Genomic DNA, 18,054 nt, shown 5'->3' with positions numbered 1-18,054 from the left:
TTTTACCAGCCTTGGCCAAATCTTGAGCTCCATATTGACACATACCTACACCATGTCCATAACCATTACAGCTAAAATTAAGTCCTTGAGCATCTAATTGGCAAGTAAATTTAGTGGAAGGTAAATTAAAAATTGTCCGCACTTCAGCACCACTAAAACTTTTCCCATTTAGGACAATAGTTTCCACTCGCCCAGTGGAACTTTTTTGTCCAGGAGTAATCTTATCTAATTTTGCTAAACCCAAAAGTTCTCGGGCCTCCCGATGAGTAAAGGAAATTTTAGTAAGCTGATGCTTATCTTGATGTCCAGTACAAGGAACACCTTTTAAATAAGGAAAAGCGAACTGCCAAACTGCTTCCGCATTTTCTGTTTGCCGGCCACCACAGGAAGCATGATAAACCGGATCAATCAACTGACCATTATAAAGCAAAACTTCTGCTTGTGTTTCTTGTACTGCAGCTGCCACCTTTTTATAGTACCGCAAATAATTCCATTTTCCCCACCTCTTTTTCATTACCGCGGTACTAATCCAAGCCTGATTGACTGCTGGATCACTACTTAACTCAGCGGCCTGATGCACAGCCTTTACACGCGGATCAGGCACCAGCAGCCGTTTTAAAGCATAAGTACGAGCAGCTACTGCTTGTGCCTTTAAAGCCTCCTCAGCAAAAGAAGCGGGCATCTCGGCAGCCACCACCCCCAAAACATAGGCTTCCAAACCTATTTCCACCAATTCACCGGCAGCTTCATCCCAAAGTTTAATCATTCTTAATTCATTTTCTATCACTGGGGTTTTTTCCACCAAAAGACAGCGCCGCATACAACTTCCCAATAAAAATAAAACCAAAAGAAAAGACAACATACCTGCTCCCGCTAAAAAGAGTCGGTAACGCTGTCTTCTTTTTATAAATCGTAAAGACATTTTGACCAGTCCTTTTTTTTACTACTTTATTAAAACTAGCCTATGTCTTTATTTATTTTTTAGAACCTAATTTTCTTGCACTAAATAAAGCGGCTTTTCACCATCTTTAACTCTAATAATTTGAGCACCTAAACTGCGTAATTTAGCCACAAAATTATCATAACCGCGATCTAAATGGTAAACATCACTAATTACCGTTTCACCTTCAGCTACCAAACCAGCTAACACCAAAGCTGCTCCTGCACGCAAATCAGGGGCCTTTACTTCAGCACCAGTTAATCTTTCCACACCTTTTACAATGGCACTGCGTCCTTCAATACGAATATCAGCACCCATGCGGCGTAATTCTTCAGCATGCATAAAACGATTTTCAAATACAGTTTCAGTGATAATACTGGTACCTTGGGCCAATGATAATAAAGCCATAAATTGAGCTTGTAAATCCGTAGGGAACCCAGGATAAGGAAGTGTTTTTAAATCCAAAGCTTTCGGTATACCTTCACTATAAACACGTAAACCTAATCCTGCTTCTTTTATTTCCACTCCAGCTTCCCGCAGCTTGGCAATCACCGGTTTTAAATGATCAATAATTAAATTATCTAAAAAAAGGTCGCCTTGGCAAATGGCCCCAGCCACCAAAAAACTGCCGGCCTCAATACGATCTGGGATAACGGCATGTTCAGCTGCCCCTAAATTTTCTACCCCTTCAATTTTAATAATTTTAGTACCAGCTCCGACAATCTTACCACCCATAGTATTTATAAAATTAGCTAAATCTACAATTTCCGGTTCTTCGGCCGCATTTTCAATGATCGTAGTACCTTGAGCCAAAGCTGCAGCCATCATAATATTTTCCGTTGCCCCTACACTCGGATAATCCAAATAAATACGTGCCCCTTTTAAAACAGGTGCCTCAGCCCATAAATAACCATGTTCCATATTAATTTGCACACCTAAGGCCGCTAAACCTTTTAAGTGTAAATCAATAGGCCTGGTCCCGATCGCACATCCCCCGGGCAAGGAAATCTTAGCTTTACCCAAACGAGCCAACAAAGGACCCATTACCAATACTGAAGCTCGCATTTTATTAACATATTCATAAGTGGCCTCATAATTATTTAACTGACTGCAGTTAATTTCTACATTATAGGCTGAATTCTTTAGTTCTAGTTTTATTTGAGCTCCTAATTCACTTAAAACATCACAAATAATTTCTACATCTGCCAAACGTGGCACATCTTGAATTACACAGGTCTCTTCAGCCAAAAGTGCAGCTACAATAATTGGCAAGACCGCATTTTTAGCTCCACTAATAGTTACCTTACCTTCTAAAGGAAGACCCCCGGAAACAATAATTTTACTGGTTTCTTCACTTGGACAAAAAAATCTGCTTAGTTTCATTTGCTTCGCTCCAAAATAAATATAGTTGTTCTACTAGGTTACCCATTTCAAACCGCTTAAAACAGATACGCCACAGTCTAAGGGACTATGGCGTATCTGTTTTAGGTTAATTGCCTTCAACTACAAAAGCAATCATAGTTTAAGTTCGCCATCAAAGACATTTTTCCTGCCTACCTGACATTTTTTTAAGAAGCTGCCTGCTGATGAGCAGCCACTTTAATGCGGGCCAGTGCTCGATTTAAAGCCAATTCCGCTCTTTGCACATCCAAACCAGGATGCTGTTCAATTAAACGCTTCTCAGCACGTTCCTTGGCCGCCAAAGCCCTATTTAAATCTATTTCATCTGGTCTTTCAGCCGTATCAGCCAAAATAACGATGCGGTTATCGTGAATTTCCATAAAGCCACTACTGACAGCAATAAAGAACATACGGCCTTGAGATTCATATTTTAAAACACCTGGTAATAAACCGGTAATCAAAGGAGCGTGATTATATAAAATACCTAACGGTCCTTCTGTACCTGGTGCCACCACAAAATTAGTTTTTTCCGTTAATAATACCCTTTCCGGGGTAATCACTTCCAGGGTCATGACCTTAGTCATATTATCCCTCCAACTCCTTAGCTTTAGCTACAACCTCCTCAATATTACCCACCATATAAAAAGCCTGTTCGGGCAAATGATCATGTTTACCTTCCAGAATTTCCTTAAAACCTTGAATAGTTTCTCCTAAAGGTACATATTTACCAGCAGTACCCGTAAACTGTTCAGCCACAAAGAAAGGTTGTGATAAAAACCTTTGAATTTTCCGAGCCCGATCAACAATTAAACGGTCTTCTTCTGATAATTCATCCATACCCAAAATGGCTATAATATCTTGAAGTTCCGTATACCGCTGCAAAATTTGCTGTACACCGCGTGCTACCTCATAATGTTCTTCACCCAAAACAACCGGATCCAAAATTCTAGAAGTGGAATCTAAAGGATCAACCGCCGGATAAATACCCAATTCCACAATTTGCCGTGAAAGTACCGTAGTAGCATCTAAGTGAGCAAAAGTTGTTGCCGGAGCTGGGTCAGTCAAGTCATCAGCAGGCACATAAATAGCTTGTACTGAAGTGATAGAACCTTTTTTCGTAGAAGTAATTCTTTCTTGCAAATTACCCATTTCCGTAGCCAAAGTAGGCTGATAACCTACCGCCGAAGGCATCCGACCTAGTAAAGCTGAAACCTCTGAACCAGCTTGTGTAAATCTAAAAATATTATCAATAAACAAAAGAACATCTTGTCCAGCTACATCCCGGAAATATTCGGCCATGGTTAAACCAGATAAACCCACTCTCATTCTAGCCCCTGGTGGTTCATTCATTTGTCCGAAGACAAGTGTAGTTTTATCTAAAACACCAGATTCCTTCATTTCACACCAAAGGTCATTTCCTTCCCGGGTTCTTTCACCAACACCGGCAAATACGGAAAAACCACCATGCTCATAAGCAATATTACGAATCAATTCCATAATTAAAACTGTTTTCCCAACACCAGCTCCACCAAAAAGACCAATTTTTCCACCCCGGGCATAAGGAGCCAATAAATCAATTACTTTGATGCCTGTTTCTAAAATTTCAGTAGCTGGTTCTTGATCCTTAAGTTCTGGTGCTGGTCGATGTATCGGCCACCGTTCTTTTGTCTTTATTTCTTTAAGTTCATCTATTGTTTCTCCAATCACATTAAACAAACGCCCTAATGTTTCTTCACCGACGGGAACAGTAATTGGCTGCCCGGTACTTTCGGCAGTCATGCCCCTTTGCAAACCATCAGTTGAAGACATGGCTACACACCGCACCACATTATTCCCCAAATGCTGTGCTGCCTCTAAAGTAACATTGATCTTTCGTTCTTGCTCCGTGACCGTAATCGCATGATAAATATCAGGTAATTCCCCTACCGGAAATTCAATATCAACAACAGGTCCAATTACCTGAATTACTTTGCCTGTAGTTCCCATTTGTACACCCCCACCAAATTTATCTAAGCCTCTAAAGCATCTGCCCCACCGACAATTTCCGAAATTTCGCGAGTAATGTTAGCCTGCCGCGAACGGTTGTAGGAAAGACGTAGTTCTTCAAGCATTTCTTCGGCATTATCTGTAGCCGAAGTCATGGCTGTCATTCGAGCACCATGTTCACTAGCCTTTGTTTCAGTCAATAAATGAAACGCCAAATTATTGATATAACGCGGCAACAGAATCGACAATACAGCTTGGGGAGACGGTTCATAAATATATTCTTCTTCTAAGGCAGTCTCATCTTTTTCGTAAACAAGTGGTAAAAACTGTTTAACAATAGGCCGCTGCTGCACCGTAGTTACGAATTCTTGATAAACTAAATAAATACGGTCATATTCTTCATTTAAATAAATATTCACCAAAAAGCGAGCTAATTTTTGGGCCTCATCAAAAGTGGGCACATCGTTAATTCCCGTAACTACCTTTTTTATTTCCTGTTCCCGGCGCTTTAAATAAGCCCGACCTTTTTCCCCCAGTGCCAGAAAATCTACTTTAACCCCTTGCTCAGCATAACGCTCAGCTTCTTCCAAGGCCAATCTCTGGACACGTGTATTATACCCACCGGCCAATCCTTTATCAGCAGTAATTAATACTAAACATACTTTTTTTAGTGGTTTCTCCACAAACAAAGGGTGGTTAATTTCTCCCATAGAAGTAATTACTGTTGATAAAACACCCTGCAGTTTTTGTGTATAAGGACGCGATCTAGCCACTGCCATTTGCGTCCTTCTTAATTTGGAAGCTGCTACCATTTTCATGGCCTGGGTGATTTGCTGAATATTTTCTACACCCCGCATCCGCCGCCTAATCTCTCGGACATTGGGCATCTCCTCACCACCTTTTCCACATGCCTCTTCTCACCTATTTTTCCTCTAGAAAAGAAGTCTTAAAGGTTTCAATAGCTATTTTTAATTCTTCTTCCAATTCATCGGTGAGTTCTTGCTTTTCTTTTAAACTGGCCATGAATTCGGCTTTTTCCTTACGCAAATATTCCAAAAAGCCAATTTCGAAAGCCTTAATTCTTTCTAAAGCAATATCATCTAAATAGCCGTGTACAGCACAGTAAATAACAACTACTTGTTCTTCAACAGGTAATGGTTCATATTGTCCCTGTTTCAAAATTTCCATTGTTTTTTCACCGCGATTTAAGCGAGCCTGTGTAGCCTGATCCAAATCAGAGCCAAACTGAGCAAAAGCAGCTAATTCCCGATACTGTGCCAAATCCAAACGCAAACTACCAGCTACCTGTTTCATGGCTTTAATCTGGGCCGCACCCCCTACCCGGGAAACTGAAATACCCACATTAATAGCTGGTCTAAAACCTGAATAAAACAAGTCTGATTCCAAGAAAATCTGACCATCAGTAATTGAGATCACGTTAGTAGGAATATAAGCAGAAACGTCCCCAGCTTGGGTTTCAATAATCGGCAGTGCAGTTAAAGAACCACCACCATGTTCTTGATTTAATTTAGCGGCTCTTTCCAATAAGCGAGAATGCACATAAAAGACATCTCCCGGATAAGCTTCCCGTCCGGGTGGACGTCTTAATAATAATGATAATTCACGATAGGCCACCGCTTGTTTAGAAAGATCATCATAAACCACTAAAACATCCTGACCACGGTACATAAATTCTTCTCCCAGGGCACAACCAGCATAAGGAGCAATATAAATCATGGGAGCAGGCTCACTAGCCGTGGCAGCCACCACCGTGGTATATTCCATTGCCCCGGTTTCCTCTAACCTGTGTACCACACCAGCTACTGTGGAAGCTTTTTGCCCGATAGCCACATAAATACAAACCACATCATGTCCCTTTTGATTAATAATTGTATCCACAGCTAGAGCTGTTTTACCAGTTTGCCGGTCACCAATAATTAATTCCCGCTGACCTCTACCAATAGGTACCAATGAGTCAATAGATTTCAAACCAGTTTGTAAAGGTTCATTTACCGATTCACGCTGTACCACCCCAGGGGCAGGGTATTCGATCGGTCTAAATTGTTTAGTCTTGATCGGGCCTTTACCATCTAAAGGCTGACCTAAAACATTAACCACCCGGCCAATCAAGGCATCACCAACAGGCACCTGTACAATTCGGCCGGTGCGTCTTACTTCATCCCCTTCTTTAATTTCGGTAAAAGGACCCATGATTACACAACCAATATTATCTTCTTCCAAGTTTAAAGCCATCCCGTAAATTCCGCCGGGAAATTCCAGCATTTCTCCAGACATAGCTTCACTTAAACCATGAACCCGGGCGACACCATCTGCCACCTGGATAACTGTACCAACTTTGGCTACCTCAGTTTTTGCTTCATACGTTTCTATTTGCTGTTTAATAATACTACTAATTTCCTCAGGTCGAATACTCATTTACTTCTTCACCCCAATCTCTTTAAACCGTGTTTCCTTGACATGTTCTTTCAAAAAAGCCAGTTTTTTGGTTACACTACTGTCAATAACCAAATCACCCACTTTAATTTTTATACCACCCAATAAAGAGGGTTCAATATGATTGTGCAAACGTATTTTTTTGCCAGTCAAACGGGTCAATTTTTGCTTTATATCCCGCCGATCTTTACTAGTCAATTCCACAACTGACCAAACTTCAGCTTCGATTATATTTCTAGCTTCATCTGCATATTTTTGATAAGCAGCCACCACTTCCAAAACATATTTTTCCCGTTTTTTATCAATTAAGAGATATAAAAAATTACGAACTAACGGACTGGCAAAATCCTCAATTAAAAAATCAACAGCCCGTTTTTTCTTTTCCGGTGCAACCCGTGCATCTTTTAATAATTCCTCAATTGAAGGATTAGCCAATAAAGCACGTCGAAACTGATTTAATTCAGTTTCATATTGTTCAATAGCTTCATTTTCCACAGCAATCATTAGTAAAGCTTGAGCATAACGACGCGGCACCGCGGAAATAATCAAGAGGCATCCCCTACCTTCGCAATACATTTCCGAGCCAAGCGGACATGTTCTTTTTCATCTAAGGCCTCTTCAACTAATTTACCAGCAGCCAGCACAACCAATGTAGATACTTCATCACGTAGTTCTAACAAAGCCTCTTCTTTTTCTTGTTGAATCATGGCCCGGGCTTTGTCCACCATCAGTGCTGTTTCCTCATGGGCCTGTTCAATTATCTCTTCCTTGGTTTTTTCTCCGGCTTTGACAGCCTCATTAATAATTTGCTGAGCATCTTCTTTAGCCCGCTCCAACTGAGCCAAATATTCTTCCCTAGACTTCTGGGCTGCAGCATTTGCCTCAGCCGCCTCTTCCAAATCCTGCTTAATTTCTGCTTTACGAGCATCCATAACCTTTAATAAAGGTTTAAATGCAAATTTATTTAAAATGGCAAACAAAACCAGGAAATTGATCATGGCAAAAATTAAATCTGAAACGGAAAAACCCACTTCCTTCACCTTCCTTTAAATCATAGGGTTACAAAAGGGAATGAACGGAGTAAAAGGCTCCGTTCTCCCCCTCCCCCTAGACTTACTCCCTTAGCTGAGCAAATCAACCAAATTTGGAATTTTACCCAAAATTAAAATCGCAACTAAAAGACCGTAAATAGTTAAGGCTTCCATAAAAGCCAGGGCCACGATTAAAGAAGTTCTCATATCACCAGCGGCTTCCGGCTGGCGGCTCATAGCTTCCATCGCCTTACTGGTGGCTTTCGCCTGTGCAATCCCGGGAGTAACTGTAGTTAAAATTATAGTTACGGCCGCACAAATAGCCAGTATACCTGCATCAGTCATCCTTATTTTCCCCCCCTTCATAAAATAATAAACCTGATAAATTTTGAAAAAACAGCCTAGCTAAAAACTACCTGCTTACGGCTCAGAAGTGGCCGAAGCAATGTAAACTGAAGCCAACAAAGTAAAGACAAGAGCCTGAATAAAGCCTAAAAGCATGGACAATAATTCCAAAGGCACAGGCACAAGAATAGGAACAATGGAAAAGAGACCAGCTACCACCATTCCCTCACCATAAATATTACCGAATAAACGCAGTGACAGTGAAAGCGGCTTGGTAAATTCACCTAATAAATTTAAGGGTAACAGCAGAATAATAGGTTCAGTAAAATGTTTAATATAGCTCCAGCCATTTTCCCTAAAACCATAATAATGAGTAAAGAAAAAGACAATCGCCGCAAAAGCCGCTGTTACACTAAGTGTACTAGTCGGAGTTTGCATTCCAGGCACTAACCCGACTCCTGGAATTAAACCAGAGTAGTTGCACATTAATATAAAAAGAAAAAAGGTGCCTAATAAAGGTAGATAACGCTTTGCTTTTTCCTCACTGCCCATTACATCACCGAAAAAGCCAATTAAGGTATCCAACAATAACTCGGCACCAACTTGCAAACGACTTGTAGGTATACGTTCCAATTTACGTGTAGCCACAATACCTACCAAAGCCAAAACTAAAGCCAACCCCCAGGCTGTAGTAGTCACACTAGTTACTTCCAAACCAAAAAGTGTAAATAAAGCAGCCCCTTGTTCCGCTCCACTATCTGCAGCGGCATATACAGGTGTAGCAAACATTTTGTGCCCTCCTTTCCCGTTAGTAATTAAAATAATTTACGTAAATGTAAAATAAACTCCGGAATCGTCAAACCCAAAGCAACACCAAGCAGGACCACAACATCCTTGCCCAACAAGAAATACGCCAATAACAATAAAGCAATATTAAGTGCATGACGGAGAACATAGCAGTTTACCAAAACTCCACTTAAACGCTCGTGATCATCACCGACTTTACCTAAAGCTCGCTTAGTAAAACTTAACTTCACCCCGGTGCCTATCAACCCCACTACTAATCCTTTTCCCAGTTTCAGCAACCATAACAGCATTGAATTCACCACTTTCTCTTTATTTTTTCCTTTCCGCTACTCCCAAAATTCTTCGATTAATTGCCGAAAAACTGTTGCTACCGCAAGAAAGACACCGAGAAGCATGAACCAAGGTTCTGTACCTAAACGGTTGTCCAACCAGGTGCCTAATTTATAAAGTAAATAAACCGTTAAGGCCAAGGTGATTCCAAAGCTAACTGCTATATTAAGATATTCCCAACCACTGTTCTCTCTTTTTTTTTACCCATTGTCCCCCCTCATTTTTCCCTAAAACAACAAAATCCGTCAATAGTATACCATATTTATTTATAAAAACATATCCTTCGTAATTTATATCTTTTTTTGTCGCGAAAGAGCATAATCCACAGAATATCCCCGCGGTTTTTCTTTACTCCAACCCCAGAGATAATGCAAAATTTTTACAATTCGCTCACTTGCCTGCCCATCACCGTAAGGATTAACGGCTTGAGCCATCCGCTGATATGCTGTTTTGTTAGTTAATAAATTCCGAGCCGCCCCATAAACCCTCGCTCGCTCTGTACCCACTATTTTTACGGTACCTGCTTTAACAGCCTCCGGGCGTTCAGTATTATCCCTTAAAACCAATACCGGTTTTCCTAAAGCTGGTGCTTCTTCCTGCAGACCACCAGAATCAGTAAGCACCAAATCCACTTTATTCATTAAATTAATAAAAGTTTGATACTCTAATGGTTCCACCAGTTTAATTCTTGATACATCCCCTAATTCTTTGGCCGCAGCCCGCTGAATTAACGGATTTTTATGCACAGGGAAAACAACTACTAAATCCTCAAACTCCTTGACTAAATCATTTAAAGCTCTGTAGGTTTCCCGTAAAGGTTCACCCCAGTTTTCCCGCCGATGAGTAGTTAATAACACTACCCGCTGATTCTCAAAATCAATTTCTCGTAAAACAGGATGCAAAAACTGATAATCCTCTTCTACCGTATATAACAACGCATCAATGACCGTATTTCCCGTAATATAAATTTGAGCCAAATTATGCCCTTCACGCAGTAAATTTTCCGCAGCCGTTTTCGTAGGAGCAAAATGAATTTCCCCCAAAACACCGGTTAAACGCCGATTCATTTCCTCTGGAAAAGGTGCATATTTATTACCTGAACGCAGTCCTGCCTCTACATGTCCTACAGGAATCTGATAATAATAAGCGGCGAGAGCCCCGATAAAGGTAGTGCTAGTATCACCATGTACCAAAACTAGATCTGGCTTTTCCTTAAGAAAAATCTGCTGTAATCCGGTTAAAGCCCGCACTGTGATTTCAAAAAGGGTTTGTCCCGCTTGCATGATATCCAAATCATAATCAGGGATAAGACGAAATACTCGCAAAACCTGATCCAACATTTCCCGGTGCTGGGCCGTAACCACGACCCGGCAATCAATACGCGAATCCTCCTTTAAAGCCCTCACCAAAGGAGCCATTTTAATGGCCTCTGGCCTTGTTCCAAATACTGTCAACACCTTCTTCATTCCTCGCTGCATTAACAAACCCCTTCCCCACTTACTAAGCCTACATAAACAGTATACATTATACCACCAAAGCAGGCAATACCCTTATCTTTGAAATACCTCTAATTTCACACCAGCTTCCTCCAAGATTTTTAAAGCCAAATCATCTGGATATGAACCTTGAAAAACAATCCGTCTTATTCCCGCATTAACCAACATTTTACTGCACAAAACACACGGTCTGGTCGTGGAATATAATGTTGCCCCTTTTAAACTCACTCCATGTAGTGCACATTGAATAATAGCATTTTGCTCTGCATGTAAGCCGCGACAGAGTTCATGCCTTTCACCAGAAGGCACCTTGTATTGTTCACGCAGACATCCTACAACAGCACAATGAGTCAAACCACTAGGCACACCATTATAGCCAGTAGCCAAAATTCGTTTATCTTGCACCAAAATCGCCCCTACACGGCGCCGCAAACAAGTAGAACGCGTAGACACCACTTGGGCAATTTCCATAAAATAATCATCCCATGCCGGACGCACCACGCCAACTCCTTTATTCCGCTACCAAAGGAAAAGCAGCTGTTAATCTGCGCACCTCAGCTTTAACCTGGTGCACATTTTCTGGACAGGAAAGTACCTGATCAATCAAACCTGCAATTTTTCTCATTTCGGCTTCTTTCATGCCGCGAGTTGTTACCGCTGGAGTACCAATTCGAATTCCACTAGTAATAAAAGGGCTCTGTGGATCAAAAGGAATAGTATTCTTGTTTACAGTGATACCTGCATGATCCAAAAGCTCTTCAGCTTCTTTACCCGTAAGCTCCTTATTCCTTAAATCAATTAACAACAAATGGTTATCAGTACCACCAGAAACCAAACGATAACCTTTTTCCATTAAACTTTCTGCCAAAGCCCGTGCATTCTTGACGATTTGCCGTTGATATTCGCCAAATTCTGGCTGAAGGGCTTCCTGCAGAGCTACCGCCTTAGCTGCAATCACGTGTTCCAAGGGACCCCCCTGAGTACCCGGGAAAATCGCTTTATCAATAGTTTGAGCATATTTTTGCTTACATAAAATCAAACCACCTCGCGGCCCCCGCAGTGTTTTATGTGTAGTAGTAGTAACAATATCAGCAAAAGAACAGGGATTAGGATGTAAATCAGCTGCCACCAAACCAGCGATATGGGCCATATCCACCATTAACAAAGCCCCTACTTCCATAGAGATTTCCGCCAACCGGGCAAAATCAATAATCCGTGGATAGGCACTAGCCCCAGCCACGATCATTTTAGGCTTCACTTCCCGTGCTGTTTTAGCCAAAAGATCATAATCAATTCTTTCCGTTTCCGCATGAACTCCATATGAAACAAAATTAAAATATTTACCAGAAATATTGACAGGACTGCCATGGGTCAAATGCCCCCCATGACTTAATTTCATACCCAAAATAGTTTCTCCAGGATTAACCAAGGCAAAATAAACAGCGGTATTGGCTTGTGTTCCGGAATGTGGCTGTACATTAGCGTGTTCCGCACCGAAAAGCTTTTTAGCACGTTCACGGGCCAAATCTTCTACTTCATCTACCCATTCACAACCACCATAATAACGCTTACCCGGATAACCCTCCGCATACTTATTAGTTAAAACTGAACCCTGTGCCGCCATTACCGCTTTACTAACAAAGTTTTCAGAAGCAATTAACTCTATTTTCTCTTTCTGCCTTTTTTCCTCCCGAGCAATATAATCAGCTATTACCGGGTCTACAGATCCTACATATTTACTCACATAATCCATTTACTCCACCCCGCAATCCTTTAATACACTCCTTAGTTTAGAACCTATCTTCTTAATTGTCAAACCGCTGATTCTCATAATCAATAATTTTAGCTACCCGGCGAGCATGTCTCCCCCCCGCAAAAGGAGTTTTTAACCATACGGCTACTATTTCCAAGGCTAATCCCGGTCCAATTACCCGTTCCCCTAAAGTTAAAAGATTAGCCTGATTATGTTCCCGTGAGGCTTTAGCCGAAAAAAGATCATGACATAAAGCTGCCCTAATTCCCCTTACTTTATTAGCCATGATACTCACACCAATACCTGTGCCGCAAACAATAATTCCCCGCTGACATTCACCAGCTGCCACCTTAGAAGCTACCTTCAGTGCAATCTCCGGATAATCGCAAGCTTCCTCACTAAATGTCCCTAGATCTTCAAACTCATAATTATTTTCCGCCAGCCATTCCTTAATGATTTCCTTTAATCGAAAACCACCGTGATCAGCCCCTAGTGCAATTTTCACTACATCTTCCCCCCGAAATCGCTTTATTATTTTAGGCATCCCCTCAGCCAATTCTTGAGCACAAGCTCGATAAACTTCTTCTGATCCCCCAAAAGGATCCCCTACATCCTTATTTTCTCCCTGAGCATATTCTTTGAACAAAAATACTTTTTTGTCAACAGCCAACTGCTGTAAATATTCTTTTTGAGCTTGAGTCATGGTTAAAACCAAATCCGCCTTTTGCCATAATTCCTCATTCAATGCACGAGAACGATGCTTACTTAAATCTAAACCCCATTCAGCCATAATTTTCTGTGCCTGTTTGGCTGCCGGTAAATTAGGCACAGCTCCCAAACCCGCAGAAAAGGCTTGTCCCTTAAAACCCCATTTTTTTAAATAATCATTAGCCAAAACTGCGGCCATAGGACTGCGACAAGTATTACCTGTACAAACAAAAAGAATTGTTTTTGCCATTTGCTTCCCCCTTAAAAAAGCAATTTCAAACCAATCAGCATTAAAATCAAACCAGCACACAAATCAGCCTTTTGTCCCAAAGCTCTACTTAAAACATGACTGCAAAAAAAACCTGCCAAAGTCATTAACACAGCCATCAAACCCATAGTGAGCACTGTTAATACTATGTTTACCTGTAGGGAACCAAGTCCCAAACCTACAGTTAAAGAATCTACACTAACACTAGCTGCTAAACAAACCAGTGGCCAAAAATTAGTTAAATCAAACTTAATTTTCACTTTTCTATCAGCTGCCCAATTTTCCAGAAAAAGATTAGCCCCAATAGTAATTAAGATTAAAGCACCTAAAACTGCGGTCCAATTACCTACCAAATGCCCTAAAACAGCACCTAAATGCAAACCTAATAAAGGCATAAACACATGAAACAATCCAATAATTAAAGCTACTTCCCAAGCCCTTTTCGGTGTTATCGTTTTTAAACCAATACCTAATGCCAAGGAAAAAGCATCTGCTCCCAAGGCCACAGCAATTAATAAAATGGCCGGAAACCCCATTTTAATCTCTCCTTTTATTCAATCACCTGGATCTGACCTTGGGTAAATTTGAGTAAGCGACTCATTAAGGCCTGGCCCCATCCTTTTTCCTCATAAGCCTCTGTAAAAACAACCTCAATACCTTGTGCCTCACAATTCCTTAACTCTTCATATAATAAAGGTGCAATTTGCTCCAATTGATTACCTAAATCCCGCTGATAAAAAACCGCAGGAACCTCCCCCAAAAAACCCCAAGTGGCCGTGGTCAATAATAAAGCAATTTTTTCAGACGGTTTTTTAGCCAAATAAGTACTAAGATACTTCGCTTTTTTTTCGGCATTACCTTTTAGAAAAATCACCTTAAGTGGACAGCCAGACTCACTTACTATCGATGCTTCTTTTCTGTCAACTTTACCTAAAACAAGCTCCAATTCTTCTTTACTAATAGCACCAGAACGCAAAATTAAAGGTACCTTTTGAGATAAATCTAAAACTGTGGATTCTAGACCTAAACTTGTACTACCAGCCTCTAGAATCGCTTCTATTTTTCCTCCCAAATCCTGCAGTACATGCTCTCCCTTAGTAGGACTAGGCCGACCAAAACAATTAGCACTAGGAGCAGCTAAAGGAACCCCTACTGCCCTGATTAAAGCCAAAGCTACCGGATGATTAGGCATCCTCAAACCTACAGTAGTCAAACCCCCACTAACAATTCCTGGAACCACTTCTCTCTTAGGCAGCACTAAAGTCAAAGGCCCTGGCCAGAAAAAATGAGCCAATTTCCAAGCCCGCTCATCCTCGAGAAAAGCTAATTTTTCCAGGTCGGCTTTTTCCGCCAAATGAAGAATTAAAGCCTGATTTAAAGGTCTTTTTTTTACTCTAAAAATTCTTTGCACCGCTGTCTCATTAAAACCATCAGCCCCTAAGCCATAAACCGTTTCCGTAGGAAAAGCCACTAAACCACCTTGTTTAATTATTTGAGCCGCCTTCGCAATTATTTCTTCTTCAGGTTTCTCCACCGCGACTGACCAAACTTTGGTTTGCAAAACCCCACCTTCTTTCCTTACCTTATGCCTTAACAGGAAAAAAAAGACCCTAACCAGCCACAACCACTCTTTCACGCCCTACCAAATCATGAACCAATTCTATTTCTTCCCAACCAGCTTCTCTAAAAAGTGCTTGTACCACCTGCCCTTGCCGCCAACCAATTTCCACAAACAATTTCCCCTCAGGCTGTAAATAGTTTTTACCCACTTTAGCTAAATAACGATAAAAAAACAAACCATCAACTCCCCCATATAAAGCCATTGACGGTTCTTTTTTTACTTCAGGGGCCAAAGCCGCCATTTCCGCCTTAGTCAAATAAGGGGGGTTAGCAACCAAAGCCGTAAATTTAAGACCAGGCTCCAAAGGAGCTAAACGATCACCCTTTAAAAACTCGATTCTTTCCAAAACACCATGCCTCCGAGCATTTTCACGAGCAATTTGCAGAGCAGCTGCGGAAAGATCGGTAGCAATCAAATGCACCTTAGGTAAATAATAGGCCAGACTGATGGCAATAACACCACTACCAGTACCTAGATCTAAAACTAAAGGTTCTGGCCAAGGCTCTAAAAATTCCCAAACCTTTTCCACCAAAACTTCGGTATCTTGACGGGGAATTAAAACTTGGGGACCTACTCGAAAAGTCAAAGACATAAATTCCTTTTCCCCCAAAAGATAATGCACTGGTTCACCCTGCACTCTTTTTTGTAAATTACTTAAATAATTGTGCCAAACCTCAGCCGCTATTTTTTTTTCCGGTTCCAATAATAAAGTCCAAACTTCTTGTGCAGAAGCCCGGGCCAAAAAAAGCCGGGCTTCTTCATCTGCCGCAGATACAGAAAAACCATTATTTCTTAAAAAAACACTTCCCCACTTAAGGGCATCTTTAACCTTCATTTGGTCCTGCCACCTGTTTTAATTTTTCCAACCGCTCTGTAGTAATTAATTTTTCTATAAACTCATCTAATTCCCCTTGTAAAACAGACTCTAATTGATAAGAAGTAAAATTTAATCGATGGTCAGTTACTCGTCCTTGTGGGAAATTATAAGTACGAATTCTTTCACTGCGGTCACCACTACCAACCATTCCCCTCCGCACTGCAGCAATTTCCCCCATTTGTGCTTCCTCTTTTTTCTCCAAAACCCGCGAACGCAAAATCTTCATGGCCTTATCCCTATTTTTATGCTGTGATTTTTCATCCTGACAAGAAACCACAATCCCAGTAGGCAAATGAGTAATCCTCACCGCTGATTGGGTAGTATTTACCGACTGTCCGCCAGGTCCACTAGAACAAAACAAATCTACACGAATCTCCTGGGGACTTATTTCCACATCTACTTCTGCTGCTTCCGGAAGTACAGCCACGGTAGCTGCTGAAGTATGAATTCTTCCCCCCGCTTCGGTAACCGGCACCCTCTGCACCCGATGAACACCACTTTCAAATTTAAAACAACTATAAGCACCCTGACCTTTAATTAAAACAATCACTTCCTTGAAACCACCGTGATCAGTATAGCTAGCTGCTAGCATTTCCACTTGCCAACCCCTTTTTTCAGCATAACGCGTATACATTTTCAATAAATCGGCGGCAAACAAAGCTGCCTCTTCACCCCCAGTACCACTCCTTATTTCTAAAATTACATTTTTTTCATCCCGGGGATCCTCAGGGATAAGCAATATTTTTAATTCTTCCAAAAGAACTGCTTGCTTAGCTTTTAATTCTGTCAATTCCTGATTTACCAATTCTAAGAACTCGGCTTCTACTTCAGCAGTTAACAAGCCCTCATTTTCCTTTATTTCAGCCTCCAAATCCCGATATTCCCGATAAAGCTGCACAATTTCCTCCAATTGGGCCTGTTCCTTCATATATTTCTGCCATTTATTTTGCTGGGCAATAATTTCCGGTTCACTAATTAATTGTGTCAACTCTTGATAACGCCGCTCCAAATGAGCTAATTTATTCCACATTATTGATCACCTGCTTGACTAGCCATTACCTTTTTTAAAGCATATAAAGCTACTTCTAATTGTTGGTCATCAGGCTGACGTGTAGTTAATTTCTGCAGCCATAAACCTGGAATACTCAACCAACTTATTAACCAAACCTTTTGATATTTCCCCGTAAACTTTAAAAACTCATAAGAAATTCCGGCAATCACCGGTAACAATAAAACCCGCGACAGCAAACGCATGGCAAGCGACAAATCACCACATAAAGAAAAAACCACAATACTGATTAACATCACAAAAAGCAGAAAACTAGTACCACAACGCGGATGTAATGTTGAATATTTACGTACATTTTCCACTACCAGTACTTCCCCAGCTTCATAAGCATGAATAACTTTATGTTCAGCCCCATGATAAGCAAAAACCCTTTGAATATCAGGTAAAAGGGAAATAATGAGCACATACAATAAAAAAATTAACATACGCAAAAAACCTTCACCCAAATTCTGATATAGCGGACTAGGCAAATAAGGAGTGAGAAAATGGGCCAACCAGACCGGGATCAAAAAAAACAAAATGATCCCTGCTCCCAAAGCAAACATAACGGAAAGAGCCATTTCCCAAGGGGAAATAGTCTCCCCCACTTCCTCCACAACTTGATTAGCGGAATAAGCCAAAGTTTGTACTCCCATAATCAAAGATTCCACTAAAAGAATGAAACCGCGAATAAAGGGCAAATTTAAAATTCGCCACCGTTCAGTTAAGGAAACAACCTTTTCGCAATGTTCCACAATTTCTCCAGAGGCACGCCGTACAGCCACCGCCATATTTTGCCCACCCCGCATCATCACACCTTCGATAACCGCCTGCCCACCATAAGCATACTGGGACATTGGCAGCCGTTGCCAAAACCTTATAAAACTCTATAAGTTCTGTTTGTTTCCCTGTTCTTCCTGTCCAGTTTCGGATAAAACCTACCGCTGTTTGATATAACAGTCCAAGGGCTTAACTTCGGGTACAACGAA

The 18,054-nt window shown here is 41.1% G+C and carries 21 protein-coding genes; all 21 read right to left on the bottom strand.

The genetic code is table 11. From position 1 onward, the window contains the following. Positions 1 to 922: stage II sporulation protein D (gene spoIID / locus GX687_06920; GenBank protein HHX97167.1), on the bottom strand; the 922-nt coding region annotated here is incomplete at its 3' end. A gap of 66 nt (positions 923 to 988) precedes the next feature. Next, positions 989 to 2,323 (bottom strand): UDP-N-acetylglucosamine 1-carboxyvinyltransferase, encoded by a 1,335-nt coding sequence (gene murA / locus GX687_06915; protein HHX97166.1) that lies wholly within the window; start codon positions 2,321 to 2,323, stop codon positions 989 to 991. A gap of 185 nt (positions 2,324 to 2,508) precedes the next feature. After that, positions 2,509 to 2,925, bottom strand: a complete 417-nt coding sequence (locus tag GX687_06910) for a F0F1 ATP synthase subunit epsilon (protein ID HHX97165.1) — start codon at positions 2,923 to 2,925, stop codon at positions 2,509 to 2,511. 1 nt (position 2,926) lies between these two features. After that, positions 2,927 to 4,327 (bottom strand): F0F1 ATP synthase subunit beta, encoded by a 1,401-nt coding sequence (atpD, locus tag GX687_06905; GenBank protein ID HHX97164.1) that lies wholly within the window; start codon positions 4,325 to 4,327, stop codon positions 2,927 to 2,929. Positions 4,328 to 4,350: 23 nt separating this feature from the next. Beyond that, positions 4,351 to 5,214, bottom strand: a complete 864-nt coding sequence (gene atpG / locus GX687_06900; GenBank protein HHX97163.1) for an ATP synthase F1 subunit gamma — start codon at positions 5,212 to 5,214, stop codon at positions 4,351 to 4,353. Between the two features lie 34 nt (positions 5,215 to 5,248). Beyond that, positions 5,249 to 6,763 (bottom strand): F0F1 ATP synthase subunit alpha, encoded by a 1,515-nt coding sequence (locus GX687_06895; protein ID HHX97162.1) that lies wholly within the window; start codon positions 6,761 to 6,763, stop codon positions 5,249 to 5,251. Beyond that, the gene (gene atpH, locus GX687_06890; protein ID HHX97161.1) at positions 6,764 to 7,330 is read right to left on the bottom strand and encodes an ATP synthase F1 subunit delta; all 567 of its coding nucleotides are present in this window, start codon (positions 7,328 to 7,330) and stop codon (positions 6,764 to 6,766) included. It lies immediately after the preceding gene. Then, positions 7,327 to 7,812: a F0F1 ATP synthase subunit B gene (gene atpF, locus GX687_06885; GenBank protein HHX97160.1), complete on the bottom strand. Its 486-nt coding sequence runs from the start codon at positions 7,810 to 7,812 to the stop codon at positions 7,327 to 7,329. The genes atpH and atpF overlap by 4 nt, the downstream gene beginning before the upstream one ends. A gap of 90 nt (positions 7,813 to 7,902) precedes the next feature. Continuing rightward, entirely contained in the window at positions 7,903 to 8,157 is a 255-nt protein-coding gene (gene atpE / locus GX687_06880) for an ATP synthase F0 subunit C (GenBank protein HHX97159.1), read from the bottom strand. Positions 8,158 to 8,232: 75 nt separating this feature from the next. Beyond that, a complete protein-coding gene (gene atpB, locus GX687_06875) occupies positions 8,233 to 8,946 on the bottom strand; it encodes a F0F1 ATP synthase subunit A (protein HHX97158.1) in 714 nt (237 codons plus the stop codon). Between the two features lie 26 nt (positions 8,947 to 8,972). After that, positions 8,973 to 9,254 (bottom strand): hypothetical protein, encoded by a 282-nt coding sequence (locus tag GX687_06870; GenBank protein ID HHX97157.1) that lies wholly within the window; start codon positions 9,252 to 9,254, stop codon positions 8,973 to 8,975. Between the two features lie 36 nt (positions 9,255 to 9,290). Next, entirely contained in the window at positions 9,291 to 9,434 is a 144-nt protein-coding gene (locus tag GX687_06865; GenBank protein HHX97156.1) for an AtpZ/AtpI family protein, read from the bottom strand. 150 nt (positions 9,435 to 9,584) lie between these two features. Continuing rightward, on the bottom strand, positions 9,585 to 10,760 hold the full coding sequence (gene wecB / locus GX687_06860; GenBank protein HHX97155.1) for a UDP-N-acetylglucosamine 2-epimerase (non-hydrolyzing): 1,176 nt from the start codon (positions 10,758 to 10,760) through the stop codon (positions 9,585 to 9,587). 84 nt (positions 10,761 to 10,844) lie between these two features. Continuing rightward, positions 10,845 to 11,288 carry a cytidine deaminase gene (locus GX687_06855; GenBank protein HHX97154.1) on the bottom strand — a complete coding sequence of 148 codons (444 nt, stop codon included), beginning with the start codon at positions 11,286 to 11,288 and terminating at the stop codon, positions 10,845 to 10,847. A 13-nt stretch (positions 11,289 to 11,301) separates the two neighbouring features. Next, positions 11,302 to 12,543: a serine hydroxymethyltransferase gene (locus tag GX687_06850; protein ID HHX97153.1), complete on the bottom strand. Its 1,242-nt coding sequence runs from the start codon at positions 12,541 to 12,543 to the stop codon at positions 11,302 to 11,304. Positions 12,544 to 12,595: 52 nt separating this feature from the next. Beyond that, positions 12,596 to 13,501, bottom strand: a complete 906-nt coding sequence (gene rpiB / locus GX687_06845) for a ribose 5-phosphate isomerase B (GenBank protein HHX97152.1) — start codon at positions 13,499 to 13,501, stop codon at positions 12,596 to 12,598. An 11-nt stretch (positions 13,502 to 13,512) separates the two neighbouring features. Further along, positions 13,513 to 14,055, bottom strand: a complete 543-nt coding sequence (locus GX687_06840) for a manganese efflux pump (protein HHX97151.1) — start codon at positions 14,053 to 14,055, stop codon at positions 13,513 to 13,515. A gap of 14 nt (positions 14,056 to 14,069) precedes the next feature. Beyond that, a complete protein-coding gene (locus GX687_06835) occupies positions 14,070 to 15,080 on the bottom strand; it encodes a threonylcarbamoyl-AMP synthase (GenBank protein ID HHX97150.1) in 1,011 nt (336 codons plus the stop codon). A 49-nt stretch (positions 15,081 to 15,129) separates the two neighbouring features. Continuing rightward, positions 15,130 to 15,975, bottom strand: coding sequence for a peptide chain release factor N(5)-glutamine methyltransferase (gene prmC, locus GX687_06830; GenBank protein ID HHX97149.1), 846 nt, complete (start codon positions 15,973 to 15,975; stop codon positions 15,130 to 15,132). Further along, positions 15,965 to 17,047 (bottom strand): peptide chain release factor 1, encoded by a 1,083-nt coding sequence (prfA, locus tag GX687_06825; protein ID HHX97148.1) that lies wholly within the window; start codon positions 17,045 to 17,047, stop codon positions 15,965 to 15,967. Before prfA ends, prmC begins: the two co-directional genes overlap by 11 nt. Next, on the bottom strand, positions 17,047 to 17,922 hold the full coding sequence (locus tag GX687_06820; GenBank protein ID HHX97147.1) for a DUF1385 domain-containing protein: 876 nt from the start codon (positions 17,920 to 17,922) through the stop codon (positions 17,047 to 17,049). The genes prfA and GX687_06820 overlap by 1 nt, the downstream gene beginning before the upstream one ends. Positions 17,923 to 18,054: the final 132 nt, after the last annotated feature.

The sequence above is a fragment of the Clostridia bacterium genome (assembly GCA_012841935.1).
GTDB lineage: Bacteria > Bacillota > Peptococcia > DRI-13 > DTU073 > DUTS01.
Note: the sequence above shows the minus strand (reverse complement) of the source record. Positions and strands in the feature narration are given on the sequence as shown.

What these genes read in the sequence shown, in the direction of transcription:
- murA (HHX97166.1), bottom strand. Translation starts at nt 2,323, where the DNA reads ATGAAACTAAGCAGATTTTTTTGTCCAAGTGAAGAAACCAGTAAAATT.
- GX687_06910 (HHX97165.1), bottom strand. Translation starts at nt 2,925, where the DNA reads ATGACTAAGGTCATGACCCTGGAAGTGATTACCCCGGAAAGGGTATTA.
- atpD (HHX97164.1), bottom strand. Translation starts at nt 4,327, where the DNA reads ATGGGAACTACAGGCAAAGTAATTCAGGTAATTGGACCTGTTGTTGAT.
- atpG (HHX97163.1), bottom strand. Translation starts at nt 5,214, where the DNA reads ATGCCCAATGTCCGAGAGATTAGGCGGCGGATGCGGGGTGTAGAAAAT.
- GX687_06895 (HHX97162.1), bottom strand. Translation starts at nt 6,763, where the DNA reads ATGAGTATTCGACCTGAGGAAATTAGTAGTATTATTAAACAGCAAATA.
- atpE (HHX97159.1), bottom strand. Translation starts at nt 8,157, where the DNA reads ATGACTGATGCAGGTATACTGGCTATTTGTGCGGCCGTAACTATAATT.
- atpB (HHX97158.1), bottom strand. Translation starts at nt 8,946, where the DNA reads ATGTTTGCTACACCTGTATATGCCGCTGCAGATAGTGGAGCGGAACAA.
- GX687_06870 (HHX97157.1), bottom strand. Translation starts at nt 9,254, where the DNA reads ATGCTGTTATGGTTGCTGAAACTGGGAAAAGGATTAGTAGTGGGGTTG.
- wecB (HHX97155.1), bottom strand. Translation starts at nt 10,760, where the DNA reads ATGAAGAAGGTGTTGACAGTATTTGGAACAAGGCCAGAGGCCATTAAA.
- GX687_06850 (HHX97153.1), bottom strand. Translation starts at nt 12,543, where the DNA reads ATGGATTATGTGAGTAAATATGTAGGATCTGTAGACCCGGTAATAGCT.
- rpiB (HHX97152.1), bottom strand. Translation starts at nt 13,501, where the DNA reads ATGGCAAAAACAATTCTTTTTGTTTGTACAGGTAATACTTGTCGCAGT.
- GX687_06840 (HHX97151.1), bottom strand. Translation starts at nt 14,055, where the DNA reads ATGGGGTTTCCGGCCATTTTATTAATTGCTGTGGCCTTGGGAGCAGAT.
- prmC (HHX97149.1), bottom strand. Translation starts at nt 15,975, where the DNA reads ATGAAGGTTAAAGATGCCCTTAAGTGGGGAAGTGTTTTTTTAAGAAAT.
- prfA (HHX97148.1), bottom strand. Translation starts at nt 17,047, where the DNA reads ATGTGGAATAAATTAGCTCATTTGGAGCGGCGTTATCAAGAGTTGACA.
- GX687_06820 (HHX97147.1), bottom strand. Translation starts at nt 17,922, where the DNA reads ATGTCCCAGTATGCTTATGGTGGGCAGGCGGTTATCGAAGGTGTGATG.